This is a genomic window from Amycolatopsis sp. NPDC004169 (assembly GCF_040610315.1).
Taxonomy (GTDB): domain Bacteria; phylum Actinomycetota; class Actinomycetes; order Mycobacteriales; family Pseudonocardiaceae; genus Amycolatopsis.
In genome coordinates this window covers 43,372-55,793 of the sequence record NZ_JBEXMD010000006.1, presented here as the reverse complement: position 1 = coordinate 55,793, position 12,422 = coordinate 43,372, and the positions used below count along the sequence as shown (strand labels likewise).

The 12,422-nt window shown below is 73.4% G+C and carries 15 protein-coding genes; 7 read left to right on the top strand and 8 right to left on the bottom strand.

Annotated elements, in window-relative coordinates; all coding sequences use genetic code 11:
- Positions 1-53 precede the first annotated feature (53 nt).
- On the top strand, positions 54-668 hold the full coding sequence (locus ABZX11_RS10050) for a PhoU domain-containing protein (RefSeq protein WP_354911604.1): 615 nt from the start codon (positions 54-56) through the stop codon (positions 666-668).
- Positions 669-718: 50 nt separating this feature from the next.
- Positions 719-1,723, top strand: coding sequence for a pirin family protein (locus ABZX11_RS10045; protein WP_176176451.1), 1,005 nt, complete (start codon positions 719-721; stop codon positions 1,721-1,723).
- Here ABZX11_RS10045 and ABZX11_RS10040 read toward each other — a convergent pair.
- From ABZX11_RS10040 to ABZX11_RS10030, 3 genes are all read right to left on the bottom strand, one after another.
- The gene (locus tag ABZX11_RS10040) at positions 1,697-2,542 is read right to left on the bottom strand and encodes an alpha/beta hydrolase (protein ID WP_354911601.1); all 846 of its coding nucleotides are present in this window, start codon (positions 2,540-2,542) and stop codon (positions 1,697-1,699) included. The two genes, ABZX11_RS10045 and ABZX11_RS10040, sit on opposite strands and share 27 nt — an antisense overlap.
- Positions 2,543-2,594: 52 nt before the next feature.
- Complete coding sequence (locus ABZX11_RS10035) at positions 2,595-3,983, bottom strand: pyridoxal-dependent decarboxylase (protein WP_354911598.1); 1,389 nt, start codon at positions 3,981-3,983, stop codon at positions 2,595-2,597.
- Between the two features lie 285 nt (positions 3,984-4,268).
- The gene (locus tag ABZX11_RS10030) at positions 4,269-5,165 is read right to left on the bottom strand and encodes a phosphatase PAP2 family protein (protein WP_354911596.1); all 897 of its coding nucleotides are present in this window, start codon (positions 5,163-5,165) and stop codon (positions 4,269-4,271) included.
- A 110-nt stretch (positions 5,166-5,275) separates the two neighbouring features.
- Here ABZX11_RS10030 and ABZX11_RS10025 point away from each other — a divergent pair, with 110 nt between their 5' ends.
- The 3 genes from ABZX11_RS10025 to ABZX11_RS10015 are packed head-to-tail and all read left to right on the top strand — an operon-like array spanning position 5,276 to position 7,856.
- Positions 5,276-5,968 (top strand): response regulator transcription factor, encoded by a 693-nt coding sequence (locus ABZX11_RS10025; RefSeq protein ID WP_354911593.1) that lies wholly within the window; start codon positions 5,276-5,278, stop codon positions 5,966-5,968.
- Complete coding sequence (locus ABZX11_RS10020; RefSeq protein ID WP_354911590.1) at positions 5,965-7,374, top strand: HAMP domain-containing sensor histidine kinase; 1,410 nt, start codon at positions 5,965-5,967, stop codon at positions 7,372-7,374. Before ABZX11_RS10025 ends, ABZX11_RS10020 begins: the two co-directional genes overlap by 4 nt.
- The gene (locus tag ABZX11_RS10015) at positions 7,371-7,856 is read left to right on the top strand and encodes a hypothetical protein (protein ID WP_354911588.1); all 486 of its coding nucleotides are present in this window, start codon (positions 7,371-7,373) and stop codon (positions 7,854-7,856) included. Before ABZX11_RS10020 ends, ABZX11_RS10015 begins: the two co-directional genes overlap by 4 nt.
- A 30-nt stretch (positions 7,857-7,886) precedes the next feature.
- Here ABZX11_RS10015 and ABZX11_RS10010 read toward each other — a convergent pair whose 3' ends face one another.
- Entirely contained in the window at positions 7,887-8,477 is a 591-nt protein-coding gene (locus ABZX11_RS10010; RefSeq protein WP_354911585.1) for an NAD(P)H-dependent oxidoreductase, read from the bottom strand.
- A gap of 98 nt (positions 8,478-8,575) precedes the next feature.
- Between ABZX11_RS10010 and soxR the strand changes: the two genes are divergently transcribed.
- Positions 8,576-9,058 carry a redox-sensitive transcriptional activator SoxR gene (gene soxR, locus ABZX11_RS10005; protein ID WP_176176443.1) on the top strand — a complete coding sequence of 161 codons (483 nt, stop codon included), beginning with the start codon at positions 8,576-8,578 and terminating at the stop codon, positions 9,056-9,058.
- Position 9,059: 1 nt separating this feature from the next.
- Here the strand turns inward: soxR and ABZX11_RS10000 are convergent, their stop codons facing one another.
- The 3 genes from ABZX11_RS10000 to ABZX11_RS09990 all read right to left on the bottom strand — a co-directional run bounded on the left by ABZX11_RS10000 (position 9,060) and on the right by ABZX11_RS09990 (position 10,950).
- Entirely contained in the window at positions 9,060-9,569 is a 510-nt protein-coding gene (locus ABZX11_RS10000; protein WP_354911582.1) for a DUF664 domain-containing protein, read from the bottom strand.
- 74 nt (positions 9,570-9,643) lie between these two features.
- The gene (locus ABZX11_RS09995; protein ID WP_354911580.1) at positions 9,644-10,264 is read right to left on the bottom strand and encodes a hypothetical protein; all 621 of its coding nucleotides are present in this window, start codon (positions 10,262-10,264) and stop codon (positions 9,644-9,646) included.
- Between the two features lie 2 nt (positions 10,265-10,266).
- Complete coding sequence (locus ABZX11_RS09990; protein WP_354911578.1) at positions 10,267-10,950, bottom strand: hypothetical protein; 684 nt, start codon at positions 10,948-10,950, stop codon at positions 10,267-10,269.
- Between the two features lie 245 nt (positions 10,951-11,195).
- On the opposite strand from ABZX11_RS09990, the gene ABZX11_RS09985 reads away from it, so the two are divergent.
- Positions 11,196-11,939 carry an SDR family oxidoreductase gene (locus ABZX11_RS09985; RefSeq protein ID WP_176176439.1) on the top strand — a complete coding sequence of 248 codons (744 nt, stop codon included), beginning with the start codon at positions 11,196-11,198 and terminating at the stop codon, positions 11,937-11,939.
- Here ABZX11_RS09985 and ABZX11_RS09980 read toward each other — a convergent pair.
- Complete coding sequence (locus ABZX11_RS09980) at positions 11,936-12,364, bottom strand: DUF6314 family protein (protein WP_354911574.1); 429 nt, start codon at positions 12,362-12,364, stop codon at positions 11,936-11,938. The two genes, ABZX11_RS09985 and ABZX11_RS09980, sit on opposite strands and share 4 nt — an antisense overlap.
- Positions 12,365-12,422 lie beyond the last annotated feature (58 nt).

Below are 12,422 nucleotides of genomic sequence, written 5' to 3'. Positions count from 1 at the left end.
TTCCGGGGCGGTGACGAGATGCCGACACCCGTCCGGGCTGGTTTCCTGCCGCCATGCCGACCGCCTTCCAGAAGGAGCTCGTGACGCTCGCCCACCGGCTGGCGGACCTGAGCGACCTCGTCGCGAGTGCGCTCGAGGAAGCCACGCGCTCGATCCTGGAAAGTGACCACACGCTGGGCGGACGTGCGCGGGAGCAAGCCGGTGCGGCGGCCGCGCTCGGGGTCGCGTGCGAGGACCAGGCGTGCGCGCTGCTGGCCCTGCACGCACCGCCGGAGGCGGACGTGAAGACGGTCGTGGCGGCCGTGCACATCGCCGCGGATCTCACTCGGATGGGTGGACTTGCGGAAGAGGTCGCCGAGGCGCCCGTGCCGCTGGAGGTGCGACCCGCGCTGGAACGCCTCGGCAGGCACGCGGTCGCGGCCGCGCGGGCGCTGCGGGACGTCCTGCTCGGCCGGGACGGGACGGCGCTCGGTGCCGCGGTCGCGGCCGCCGGCGCGGCCGAGCGGGAGGTGCGGCAGTGGGTGGACGGCCGTGCGTGGCCGTCCGGGGCCGGTGTGGCCGTCGATCTCGGGCTGCTCGCCGCGAGCTACGGCCGGTTCGCCGCGACGGCGGCCTGGGCCGGGCGCCAGGCCACCGGGTTCGTCCCGGCGGGTCCGCAGTACGCCTGAGTGACCGCGCCCACCCACGGTTCCCCTCCACCACGACTACCGTGGCGGACATGAGCAACACCGAGGCCGCCCCGGCCGAACTCGCCTGCGGCGACCGGCCGGCGGCCGCCGATCCCGAGCGGCCCGCCGTCGAGATCCTCACCCCGCGGGACGTCCCGCTCGGCGGTCCGCGCGCGATGCGCGTCCGGCGGACCCTGCCCCAGCGGTCGCGGTCGCTGATCGGCGCGTGGTGCTTTGCCGACCACTACGGCCCGGACGAAGTCGCCGGGGCCGGCGCGATGGACGTCGCGCCGCATCCGCACACCGGGCTGCAGACCGTCAGCTGGCTGTTCGCCGGCGAGATCGAGCACCGCGACAGCCTCGGCACGCACGCGATGGTGCGCCCCGGCGAGCTGAACCTGATGACCGGCGGGAACGGCATCTGCCACTCCGAGGTCTCGACCGCCGCCACGAAGACGCTGCACGGCGTCCAGCTCTGGGTGGCCCTGCCCGAACGGCACCGGCACACGGCACGCGCGTTCGACCACTACGTCCCTTCGGTGAACCGGATCGAAGGCGCGGAGATCCGCGTGTTCCTCGGCTCGCTGGCCGGCCGGACGTCGCCGATCCCGACGTTCACCCCGCTGCTCGGCGCGGAAATCGTGCTCGGGCCGGACGCGCACATGTCCCTCGGCGTCGACCCCGGCTTCGAACACGGTGTCCTGGTCGACAGCGGGGACGTCGAGGTGGCCGGCACCCGCGTCCGGGCCGCCGAGCTGGGTTACGTCGGCACCGGCGTGCGCTCGCTGACCCTCAGCAACCGCGGCACCGGGCCGGCCCGGTTCCTGCTGCTGGGCGGGACGCCGTTCGACGAAGAGATCCTGATGTGGTGGAACTTCGTCGGCCGCACCCACGAGGAGATCGCCGCGTTCCGCGCAGCGTGGGAAGCCGAGTCGGACCAGTTCGGTGCGGTGACGGGCTATGCGGGCGACCGCCTGCCGGCTCCCGCGCTGCCGGCCGTGCGCATCAAACCCCGCCGCAATCCGGCCTCAGGCCAGGAATCCGCCCACGGCTGACCCGAAAGCCGCCGGGTCGTCCAGCCACGGGTAGTGCGCGGTGCCGGGCAGCACGACCGCCCGGCCTTCGGGGAACAGCCCGGCGAACCGGTCCGCGATCGCCGGGCTGGCGATCCAGTCAAGCTCGCCGGCCAGCACCAGCACGGGCGCGGTGACCGCGCCGAGCGCGGCCCGGGTCGTCTCGGGCTCGAAGGCGCCCGGAGCGTTGTAGACCCGGGCGGCCGCGCCGTTGCGTTGGCCGGCTTCCCCGGACTGGTGCCGGCGGGCCGCCGCGTCCCAGTTCCCGTAGTAGAACGGGGCGAACGCGGCCCAGTCGGCGCGGGTCGCCGTCTTCGCGGCGATCGACTCGTAGGCGGCGGCCGCGGTGGCGTACCACGGCTCGCCGGTGCGGCGGGCCATGATCCGGCGGCGTTCGGCGGGCGGCACGTCGAAGCCGACGGCGCGCGGGCTGGGCGTGATCAGGGCGAGCCGGCTCAGGCGGTGGGGGTACCGCGCCGCGTACCGGACGGCCAGGCTCGCCCCGGCCGAGTGCCCGAGGAGGGCGAAGCGGTCGAGACCGAGGTGCTTGCGCAACGCCTCGACGTCCTCGATCTGGCGGTCGCACCGGTAGGTGGCGGGGTCGGCGGGTTCCGCCGAATCGCCGGTGCCGCGCAGGTCCAGCACGGCGACGCGGCGCCGGGCGGTCAGGCCGCCGAGGTCGCCGAGGTAGCTGCCGGCGCGCATCGGACCGCCGGGCAGGCAGACCACCGGCGGCTCGGCTCCGGAACCGGCGAGGTGGACGGCGAGCGCGGTTCCGTCCGGCGCGGAAAAGATCGGCACGCCGTGACCTTGGCATTCCCGGGCCGGTGGGACAAGCGAGCCGGCCGTGCACTCACGACCGGGACGCCAGGCGCTCCAGCACGGCGAACACCCGCTCGACGTCGGCCGCGGTCGTGCGCCAGTTGCTGAAGGCGGCGCGCAACGCGGGCCTGCCGTCGTACACCGTCGGCGTCAGGAAGGTGGTGCCGTCTTCGGCGATGGCGCGGACCAGGGCGTCGATGCGGTCCTGCGTGACGTCCCCGGCCGGGGTGAAGCAGACGACGTTGAGCCGCACCGGCGCCAGCAGGTGCCAGTGCGGCGAGCCGTCGAGGCGCGCGCCCAGGTCGCGGGCCAGTGCGACGCAGCGCTCGACGATCTCGCGGTGGCCGGCGCGGCCGTACGCCACGAGCGAGAACCACGCCGGGAGCGCGCGCAGCCGCCGGGAGTTCTCCGGCGTGAGGTGCAGGAAGTCCGGCGTCTCCCCGATTTCGCCGAGGTAGGCCGCGTTGTTGCTGAAGACGCGCAGCTGCAGGTCGCGGCGGCGGGTGAACTGGACGGCCGAGTCGTACGGCACGTTGAGCCACTTGTGCAGGTCGACGACCACCGAATCGGCCTGGTCGAGGCCGGCCGTGAGGGCCGCGTGCTCCGGGGACAGCGCGGCGAACCCGCCGAACGCGGCGTCGACGTGCAGCCAGAAGCGGTGGCGCTGCTTGAGCTCGGCGATCGCTCGCAGGTCGTCGAAGTCGACGGTGTTCACGGTCCCGGCGTTCGCGACGACGACGGCGGGGCCGTCGAGCGTCTCGAGTGCTTCGGCCAGTTTCGCGACGTCCACGGCTTCGCGGCCCGGGAGCACCGGCACCTTCCGCAGTGCGGACCGGCCCATCCCGAGGAACGACAACGCCTTCAGGACGCTCGAGTGCGGCGAGCCGGACAGCACGGTGACGGGACCGAGCGCGGCGGCACCTTCGGTGGAGACGGTCACGCCGGCCTGTTCCCCGAGCCACTCGCGCGCGATGGCGAGTCCGGTGACCGTGGACATCGTGGCACCGGTGACGAAGGCGCCGGAGAACTCCGGGCCCAGGCCGAACAGCTCCGCGAGCCAGCCGACGGTTTCGCGTTCCAGGTCCTGCGCCGAGGAGTCCATGCCGCTGGCGGGATTCTGGTCGTAGGCGGCGGTGAGCCAGTCGCCGGCCAGCGCGGCCGGGGTCGCGCCGCCGGTGACGAAGCCGAGGTAGCGCGGGCCGGCGCTGGCGGCGAAACCGGGCTCCCAGCGTCGCGCGAACTCGTCCAGGGCACCGCGGGCGCCGGTGCCTTCGCGCGGCAAAGGCGCCGGTGCGGCGGTCACGGGCGGGACGGCGGCCGCCCGCTCGCCGAGCCCGGCGAGGGCCTCGGCCGCGAGTTTGCCGGCGGCGTCGAGGAGATCGGGCAGGGCGGTCAGGTCATCGGCGAGCCTCGGGTCCATCTCACCGACGCTAGGCGCGGTGACGTCCCGGTGTCGCGGGCCAATCCCGCGAAACTGGCCCGCTCCGGCTCGGTCGCACGGGGTGCCGGAAGGGTCGGTTCGCGTACCCGGACGGTCGGATCGCGTACCGGGACGGTCGGATCGCGTATCTGGAGGGTCGGTTCGCGTGATTGGGGACGGGACTCGCGTGATTGGGGACGGGACTCGCGTGATTGGGACGGGACTCGTGTGATTGGCGGGGGTTCTCGCGTGATTGGGGAGGCATCACGTGTGATTGGCGGGGCATCACGGTCGGCGGAGGAGGCGGCGGACCCGGGTTTCGGCCGGGTCGAACGCGACCCGGCGCAGCGGGCCGGTGAGCAGCAGCACCACGGCTACCGACGACAGGGCCGCCAGGACCAGCGCTGCCACGAACTGGGCCGCGCCCGAAGTGGCCGTCGAGAGGACCGCGTAGCCGGTCAGGACCAAAGCGAGTGGGGCCAGGAAGCCGGTGAGGGCCGGGAGCAGGGGGATGCGGTCACCGTCGGGGCGGCGGGCGGACACCACCGCCGCCCCGGCGCAGGTGACCGCGGCGACCAGCAGGCAGCCGCCGACGGTGTCGCTCAACCGGTGCCAGCCCAGCGCCACCGCCGCCGCCGAGACCCAGGCGACGCCGAAGCCGCCGAGCACCAGTGCCGGCCGCCGGAACCGGCGGGGCAGGACGATCGCGAGCGCCACCAGCACGGCCATCGCCGCGCTGACGTGCCCGCTCGGGAAGCTGTTGTGGCTCGCCACGCCGAACCGGTCGCCGGTGCTCGGGCGGTCCAGGACGTAGAGCTTGAGCAGCTGGGCCACCACCAGCGGCGCGGCCAGCAGGACCAGCGCCGGCACCGCGAGGGCCACCCGCCGTCGCACCACGGAGAGCACCACGATCAGCACCGCGACGCCGCCGAGCACCACCACCAGGTCGACCTCGCGCAGCGGGGCCGCCCAGTCCACTGTGGTCCCCGCGGACTGGGCACTGCGGACGACGCCGTTCTCGACGCCGCGGCCGGCCTCCGTGCGGACGAAGAGCAGGTAGGCCGCGACGAACGCGAGGGCGAACCCGGCCGCGCTCGCCGCCAGTACCGCGGTGCGGGACGCGGCCCGCGAAACAGGTGCGGGCCGGGCTGCGGAAGGGGCGTCGGTGAGGATCACTGCCATGTCCCCGAGTCTGGAACGCGCTTTTCGGGATCCCGTCAGGGCGATGTCATGGTTTTGCAACAAGATCCGCCCGGGTCGCCATGACGTGCGCTTTTCCGAATAATGGCGCCGTGGCCGAGGTACTGGTGGTAGAGGACGACGCGGCGGTGCGGGAGGGCCTGCAGCTGGCCCTGCGCAGGCAGGGGCACGTGGTGCGGACCGCGGAATCCGGCGAGCTCGGCATCGAGGTGCTCGTGCACCACCGGCCCGACATCGTCGTGCTCGACCTGATGCTGCCCGGCATGGACGGCTTCGAGACCTGCCGCCGGATGCGGGCGGCCGGTCCGGTCCCGATCATCATGCTCACCGCGCGCAGCGACGACTTCGACATCGTCGCCGGGCTCGAGGCGGGCGCGGACGACTACGTCGCCAAGCCGGTCGAGCCGCGGGTGCTGGACGCGCGGATCCGGGCGGTCCTGCGCCGCTCGGCCGCCGACCGGCCGGGCGGGACGGCGACGGCGGCCGAGGAACGGCACGGCGACCTGGTCATCGACCGGGCCGGGCTCGAGGTGACCAAGCGCGGCGCGCCGGTGTCGCTGACCCCGACCGAGCTCAAGCTGCTGCTGGAGCTCTCGCGCACGCCCGGGCAGGTGTACAGCCGCCAGCAGATCCTGTCCGCCGTGTGGGACCACGACTACCTCGGGGACTCCCGGCTCGTCGACGCCTGCGTGCAGCGGCTGCGCTCGAAGATCGAGGACGTCCCGGCCAAGCCCGAGTACGTGCAGACGGTCCGGGGGTTCGGCTACCGGTTCGGCCGCTCGTGACGGCACCGCGGATCCGGTCCTGGCTCGCCGGGCTGCGGCCCCGGCTGGTCGCCGCCTTCGCGGTCATCATGATCCTCGGCGCCACGACCGCGGCGGGCACGAGCTACGTCTACGCGCGCCGGGCCATCCTGGAGGGCATCCAGGACCAGACCATGCTGAAGCTGCGCGACCAGATCGTGGCGTACCTGCCCACCCTGTCGCTGCCGCCGTCCCAGGCCACGCTCGACGCCTTCGCGACGGCGCTCAAGTCCAGCAACGCCCTCGTCGTCTACCGCGACCTGCACTCGACGTCCAGCCTTTCGCTCGACGACGTGCCCGCCGACCTGCGGCAGGCGGTGGGCGCCAGCACGAACATCCAGTTCCAGCGCGTCGACGTCCAGGGCTTCGCGCTCTTCTTCGTCGGCATCCCGGTGCAGACCCCCGGCGGCAAGCCGAGCGGCCTCGAGGTCTACGCGATGGCGCGGCTGACCGACCAGCAGGAGGCGATCGACGACCTGGCCCGCTACGCCTGGCTGTTCTCCGCGCTCGCCCTGCCGATCGCGGTCGGGGTCGCGCTGCTCGCGGCCCGGCAGGTGCTGCGGCCGGTGCGCGCGCTGAACACCGCGGCCAGCCAGCTCGGCCGCGGCCGGCTGGACGTGCGCCTGCGCGCGAAGGGTTCCGACGAGCTCGCCCAGCTGGTCACGACGTTCAACCACACGGCAGCGGAGCTGGAGCGCACGGTCGGCACCCTGCGCGCGATGGAGGCCGACGCGCGGCGGTTCGTCGCCGACGTCTCCCACGAGCTGCGCACGCCGCTGGCGGCGATGAACGCGGTCACCGACGTCCTCGACGAGGACGCCGAGCAGCTGCCGCCGGACACCGCGGTGGCGGCCCGGCTGGTGTCGGCCGAGACGCGGCGGCTGACCCGGCTGGTGCAGGACCTGATCGAGATCTCCCGGTTCGACGCCGGCCGGGCCGAGCTGCGCCGGGAGAGCCTCGACGTCGCCGCGGCGGTCACCGACAGCCTCGCCGCGCGCGGCTGGGAGCCGGGGACCGAACTGGCCGCCGACCTGCCGCCGGGGATCACCGCGCAGCTCGACCGGCGGCGGCTCGACATCGTCGTGGCGAACCTGGTCGGCAACGCGCTGCGGCACGGCGCGCCGCCGGTCGAGGTGGTGCTGCGGCAGGAGGCCGGTGCCGTCGTGCTGACCGTCACCGACCACGGGCCGGGGATCCCCGCCGACGTGCTGCCGCGGGTCTTCGACCGCTTCACCAAGGCCGACACCGCACGGGCCCGGTCCGAGGGCAGCGGCCTCGGGCTGTCGATCGCGCGGGAGAACGCGCGCCTGCACGGCGGCGACATCGTCGCGGTCAGCACCGGGACCGGCGCCCGGTTCGAGCTGCGCCTGCCCCGGGAGCCGTGGTGAAGAAACTCCTCGTCCTCGCGGTGCTGCTGCTGGTGAGCGCGTGCGGCGTCAAGCCGACGCCGGTGGTCGCGGCCGGCCCGGCGCCCACGCTGCGCAACCCGGCGGACGACGGCAGCGGCACCGACGTGGTCCTCTACTACGTCCTGAACGGCAGGCTGACCCCCGTGACGCGGCCGCGCAGCCTGCCGGTCAGCGTCGAGTCCACCCTGGCGATGCTGATGGACGGCCCGTCCGCCGACGAGCGGGCGAGCGGCTACACGACCGAGCTGCCCCGCCGGACCGGCGCGATCACCCTGACGCACGGCGCGCCGCCGACGATCACCGTGCCGTTCCCGGTGCAGCCGCTCAGCGGCACCGGGATCAACCAGCTGGTCTGCACCGCCTTCGCGGCGCTGGTCGCCACGGGCGGGTACACGACCGACGGCACCCTCGCCGTCGTCGCCCCGGACGTCCGGCTGCCGTACCAGACGTGCCAGGCGTGAGCACCGTGTCGACTTGACGACCTCGGCGCCTCAGCCGGGGTACGGCCGCGCCGCCCGCGCCTCGGTGAGCGACCGCGCCCACCAGGCCAGCTGGTCGAGCAGCGCCTTCGCGGCGACTTCCGCGCCGGCGTCGTCCGGCCGTCCGTCGGCGCCGAAGCGGGTGTGGGCGCCGTGGAAGCTGACCGTCTCGCGGATGGTCACCGCGTGCAGCTCCGCGAAGACCGCGCGCAGGTGCTCCACCGCGCGCAACCCGCCCGAAATCCCGCCGTAGGACACGAAAGCGACCGGCTTGGCCCGCCATTCGGGTCCGTGCCAGTCGATCGCGTTCTTGAGGGAAGCCGGGTAGCTGTGGTTGTACTCCGGCGTGACGACGATGAAGGCGTCGGCGGCTTCCAGCCGCGGAGCCACCTTCGCGACTTCGGCGACGACCGTCGCGGACGGCGTGGCGCCGAAGGCAGGCATCGCGAGCGGGAGGTCGGGCTCGGCGAGGTCGACGAGGTCGACCGCGAACCCGCCGTGCGCCTCCGCGACGTCCGCGAGCCAGTCCGCCACCACCGGCCCGAACCGTCCTTCCCGGACACTTCCGACGATCACCGCGACGCGGATCGGCGCTTCCGACACACTTCCTCCTTGACACGCAGGCGTTCTCGCTCTCGTGCCCAGGATGGGACTTCAAGTTCACTTGAAGTCAAGGGTGCCGCTGTGGTTGGGTGTGCACCATGGTGAACGCCCCGGCCCGGCCGCTGCCCGACCTGACGGTCGGCGAACTCTCCCGGCGCAGCGGAGTCCCCGCCTCGGCCCTGCGCTTCTACGAGGACGAAGGTCTCATCCGCAGCCGCCGCACCGCGGGCAACCAGCGGCGCTACTGCCGGGACACGCTGCGGCGGGTGACGTTCGTCCGGATGTCCCAGCGGGTCGGGATGCCGCTGTCGAAGATCCGCGAGGTGCTGGCGCTGCTGCCGGACGACCGCACGCCGACCCGCACCGACTGGGCGCGCATCTCCCGCTGCTGGCAGGACGACCTCAACGCGCGGATCCGGCAGCTGGAACAGCTGCGGGACCAACTGGACGACTGCATCGGCTGCGGCTGCATGTCGATGGCCAAGTGCCGGCTCGCCAACCCCGGCGACCGGCTCGGCGCCGGCGGCCCGGGGCCGCAGCGCCTCGCCGACCACCGCGAGGACGGCTGGGAAAACTGCTGAGCTAGCCGCGTTCCAGCAGGCCGCGGACGTACATCGCCTGCCCGGCGTGCTGGGTGTCGTCGTCGAGGACGCTGATCAGGCGCACGCCCAGTGACACCGGCGGGTCCCACGCCTCGTCGACGATCCGGTCGAGGTCCTTCTCGCCGAGGCCGGCCACGAACCGGACGGTCTGCTCGTGCACGGCGTCGTAGTAGCCGGTGAGCAGGTCCGGGTCGTCGACGCGGACCGCTTCCACGTCGGCCGGGCGGTGGCCGTAGCCGGTGTCGCCCGCCGGGAACGGGAGGCCGAACCGGGACAGCCAGTCCTGGCCGGTCCACACCTGTTCCGCGCCGGCGACGTCGGCGACGTGGTCGTCCTGCACCCGGGTCAGGTGCCACACCAGCCAGGCGATCGAGTTGGCCTCGTCGTCCGGCCGGGTCCCGAGCTGCTTCGCGGTCAGTCCCCCGACCGCCGCGTGCACCGTGCCCTGGACCCGGCTGAACCCCTCGATGAGCAGATCGGCCACGTTCATCCGGCTGCCTTTCCTTCGCCGACTCCGTTTCCCGGCCGGACTACCCGATCATGCCCGCCGGGAAACGGCGTCCGCTACCGCGGCAGCAGCTGGTCGAAGAACGAGCGGTAGCGGCGCAGCGCGATGCGCAGCTCCTCGGTGGCCGGTTCACCCTGCCGCCACTGGGCTTCCAGCTCGCTCTTGTGCTCGGCGAAGGTGGTGGCCAGCGCGCTGATCACGGCGGCGACGAGCTCGTCGGCCTGCTGGACCGCCTGCTTCGGGTCGTCGACGAAGCCGGTCTGGACGTTCTGCCAGCGGTCGCGGAACCCGGTGACCTTCTCCTGGTCGATCAGCTCCGGCGTCTCCACGTCGTCGTGCGAGGCGGCGGGCCTCTCGACGTCCCCACCCGAGGCGGCGGGCGTCTCCACGTCCCCGCCCGACGCGGCGGGCGTCTCCACGTCGCCACCCGATTCCGCGGGCGTTTCGACGTCTCCACCGGATTCGGCGGGCGCGTCGCCGGCGTCGTGCCGCCCGGCCGAGGCCAGGTCGGCGGTGCTCAGGTTCTGGTCGTCGCCGGAGCCCGGCTCGCGGAAGCCGGCGTGGTCGTGCCCGGGTACTTCGGTGGCGCTGTCACCGGTGTAGGCCTCGCGGTCGTCCTCACGCCCGGTCAGGTCCCGGTCGTCCTCGGTGTCGTGGCGCGTCAGGTGATCGGTCATGGTCAGCGTCCTCCGTTCGACTCGGTCCGCGGGGTCGCGGACGCCTGGCGCTCGGTCACGTGCCGGTCGGGCTCGTGCCGGTCGGTGTCCCGCCGTCCGTCGCGGTCGTGGTCGTGGCCGTTCCGGCGGTCGTGGTGGTCGTGGTGCTGCTCGTCGTCGGCACCGTCGGTCAGCAGGTCCTCGAACACGGTGCGGTAGCGCACCATCGCGTCGCGCAGGTCCTCAGTGGACGCTTCGTCGCGCTTCTGCCGGGTGGTGTGCGCGGCCCGGTAGTGCTCGAGGGTCTTGGCGTGCCGCACGGAAAGGTCGGCCACCTGCTGCTCGTAGCCCTCGGTCGGGTAGCCGCGTTCGGCCATCAGCGCGTTCAGCAGCTGCTCGGCCTCGGCGACCGCCGCGGGCGGCTGGTCGACGAACTTTTCCTGCACCTGGGCCCATTCCCGGGCGTAGCGCTCGCGCGCCGACGCCGAAAGCGGCCGGATGTCGAGCTCCTTGTGCCGGCGTTCCCGCTCGGCCAGTTCGCGTTGCGCGGCACGAGGGCTGTCCTTCTCCGCGACCGTCCGGTCGTACTCCGGACCGAACCGCTGCTGCAGCCGTTTTCGCTGCATTTCCTGTGTCACCAGCCAGATCACGGCGCCGAGCACCGCGACGGCCACGACGACGATCAAGACGATCAGCCATGTGGGCATCGCTCAAACTCCTTCAAGGATGTCAAGCCCCCGATGCGAGCGGTGTTCCCGGATTACCGGCGCGGAAAACGGGCAGAGGCCGCCCTACCCTGCGGATTCGGCCGTCCGGCGGCGTCGGTACGGCCGGATGCCCTGCCCCGTCGCGGGGAGGGTGACGCCGGTGACAGTGCGCGGCTAGCAGCGTTACCAGGATAGTAGTATCGTCGATAACAGACCGAGCAGAACGGAACCGGAAGAAGGCACCGATGAGCACCCCCACCGAACCCCGCGTCGCGATCGTCACCGGCGGCTCCCGCGGCATCGGCCGCCAGGTCGCCGAGCGCCTGGCGGCCGACGGCATGGCGGTCGTCGTCAACTACGCGGGCAACGAGAAGGAGGCCGAGGCGGCCGTCGACGCCATCACCACGCGTGGCGGCCGGGCGATCGCAGTCCGCGCCGACGTCGCCGACCCGGCCGCGGTCGCGGCGCTGTTCGACACCGCGGAACGCACGTACGGCGGCGTCGACGTCGTCGCCCACCTAGCCGGCGTGATGAACCCGCCGACCCCGATCGCCGACATCGACTTCGACGTCCTCGACCGCGTGCACCGCACCAACATCCGCGGCACGTTCGCGGTGGCCCAGCAGGCCGCGCGGCGAGTGCGCGACGGCGGCGCGGTGATCACCACCTCGACGTCGGTGCTCGGGCTGAACCTGCCCGGCTACGGCGTCTACAACGCGACGAAGGGCGCGGTCGAAGCCATCACCATGATCCTCGCGCGCGAGCTGCGCGGCCGCGACATCACCGTGAACACCGTCGCGCCCGGGCCGACCGCGACCGCGCTGTTCCTCGACGGCAAGGACGAGGAGACGATCACCCGGATGGCCAAGCAGCCGCCGCTGGAGCGGCTCGGGCAGCCGGAGGACATCGCCGAGGTCGTCGCGTTCCTCGCCGGCCCGGCGCGCTGGGTGAACGGCCAGGTGCTGCGCGCCAACGGCGGCATCGTCTAGCGGGTGAACCGGCTGACGATGACGTGGTCCTTCGACGGCCCGCGCACGGCCCACTCCTGCCGCCAGCGCGCGGCGCCGGTCACCCGGTACTCGCCGCGGTAGAGGTCGGCGCGGCAGGGGTGGTCCGCCGTCCAGTGGCCGTCGCGCAGGTCGAGGTCGTGGAAGAAGCCGCCGTGGTCGAAGTGGACCGCCGCGCGGCCGGGGCCTGCCGGGCGGTAGTGCAGGGTCCGCGTGACCGGCCCGACGTGGCCGCCGAGGCGCAGCTCGCCCTCTTCGTGGTAGACGAGGACGCCGGCGGTTTCGGTGAACGTGGCCGTGCCGGTGACCTCGCCCGCCGGCTCGCCGTCGGCGGTGCGGATTTCCCGGTCGAGGCGCCAGGCGCCGCCGAAATACGCGGTGAGATCGGGAACCGGCCAGTACTGCACCCGCCCCATTCTGCCACCCGCGGCGGGGCGGGCCGGAACTGTCGGACCCCCGCTCTAT

Coding starts and splice junctions, on each gene's coding strand:
- ABZX11_RS10050 (WP_354911604.1), top strand. CDS start 54: ATGCCGACCGCCTTCCAGAAGGAGCTCGTGACGCTCGCCCACCGGCTG.
- ABZX11_RS10045 (WP_176176451.1), top strand. CDS start 719: ATGAGCAACACCGAGGCCGCCCCGGCCGAACTCGCCTGCGGCGACCGG.
- ABZX11_RS10035 (WP_354911598.1), bottom strand. CDS start 3,983: ATGGACCCGAGGCTCGCCGATGACCTGACCGCCCTGCCCGATCTCCTC.
- ABZX11_RS10030 (WP_354911596.1), bottom strand. CDS start 5,165: ATGGCAGTGATCCTCACCGACGCCCCTTCCGCAGCCCGGCCCGCACCT.
- soxR (WP_176176443.1), top strand. CDS start 8,576: ATGGTGAACGCCCCGGCCCGGCCGCTGCCCGACCTGACGGTCGGCGAA.
- ABZX11_RS10000 (WP_354911582.1), bottom strand. CDS start 9,569: ATGAACGTGGCCGATCTGCTCATCGAGGGGTTCAGCCGGGTCCAGGGC.
- ABZX11_RS09995 (WP_354911580.1), bottom strand. CDS start 10,264: ATGACCGATCACCTGACGCGCCACGACACCGAGGACGACCGGGACCTG.
- ABZX11_RS09990 (WP_354911578.1), bottom strand. CDS start 10,950: ATGCCCACATGGCTGATCGTCTTGATCGTCGTCGTGGCCGTCGCGGTG.
- ABZX11_RS09985 (WP_176176439.1), top strand. CDS start 11,196: ATGAGCACCCCCACCGAACCCCGCGTCGCGATCGTCACCGGCGGCTCC.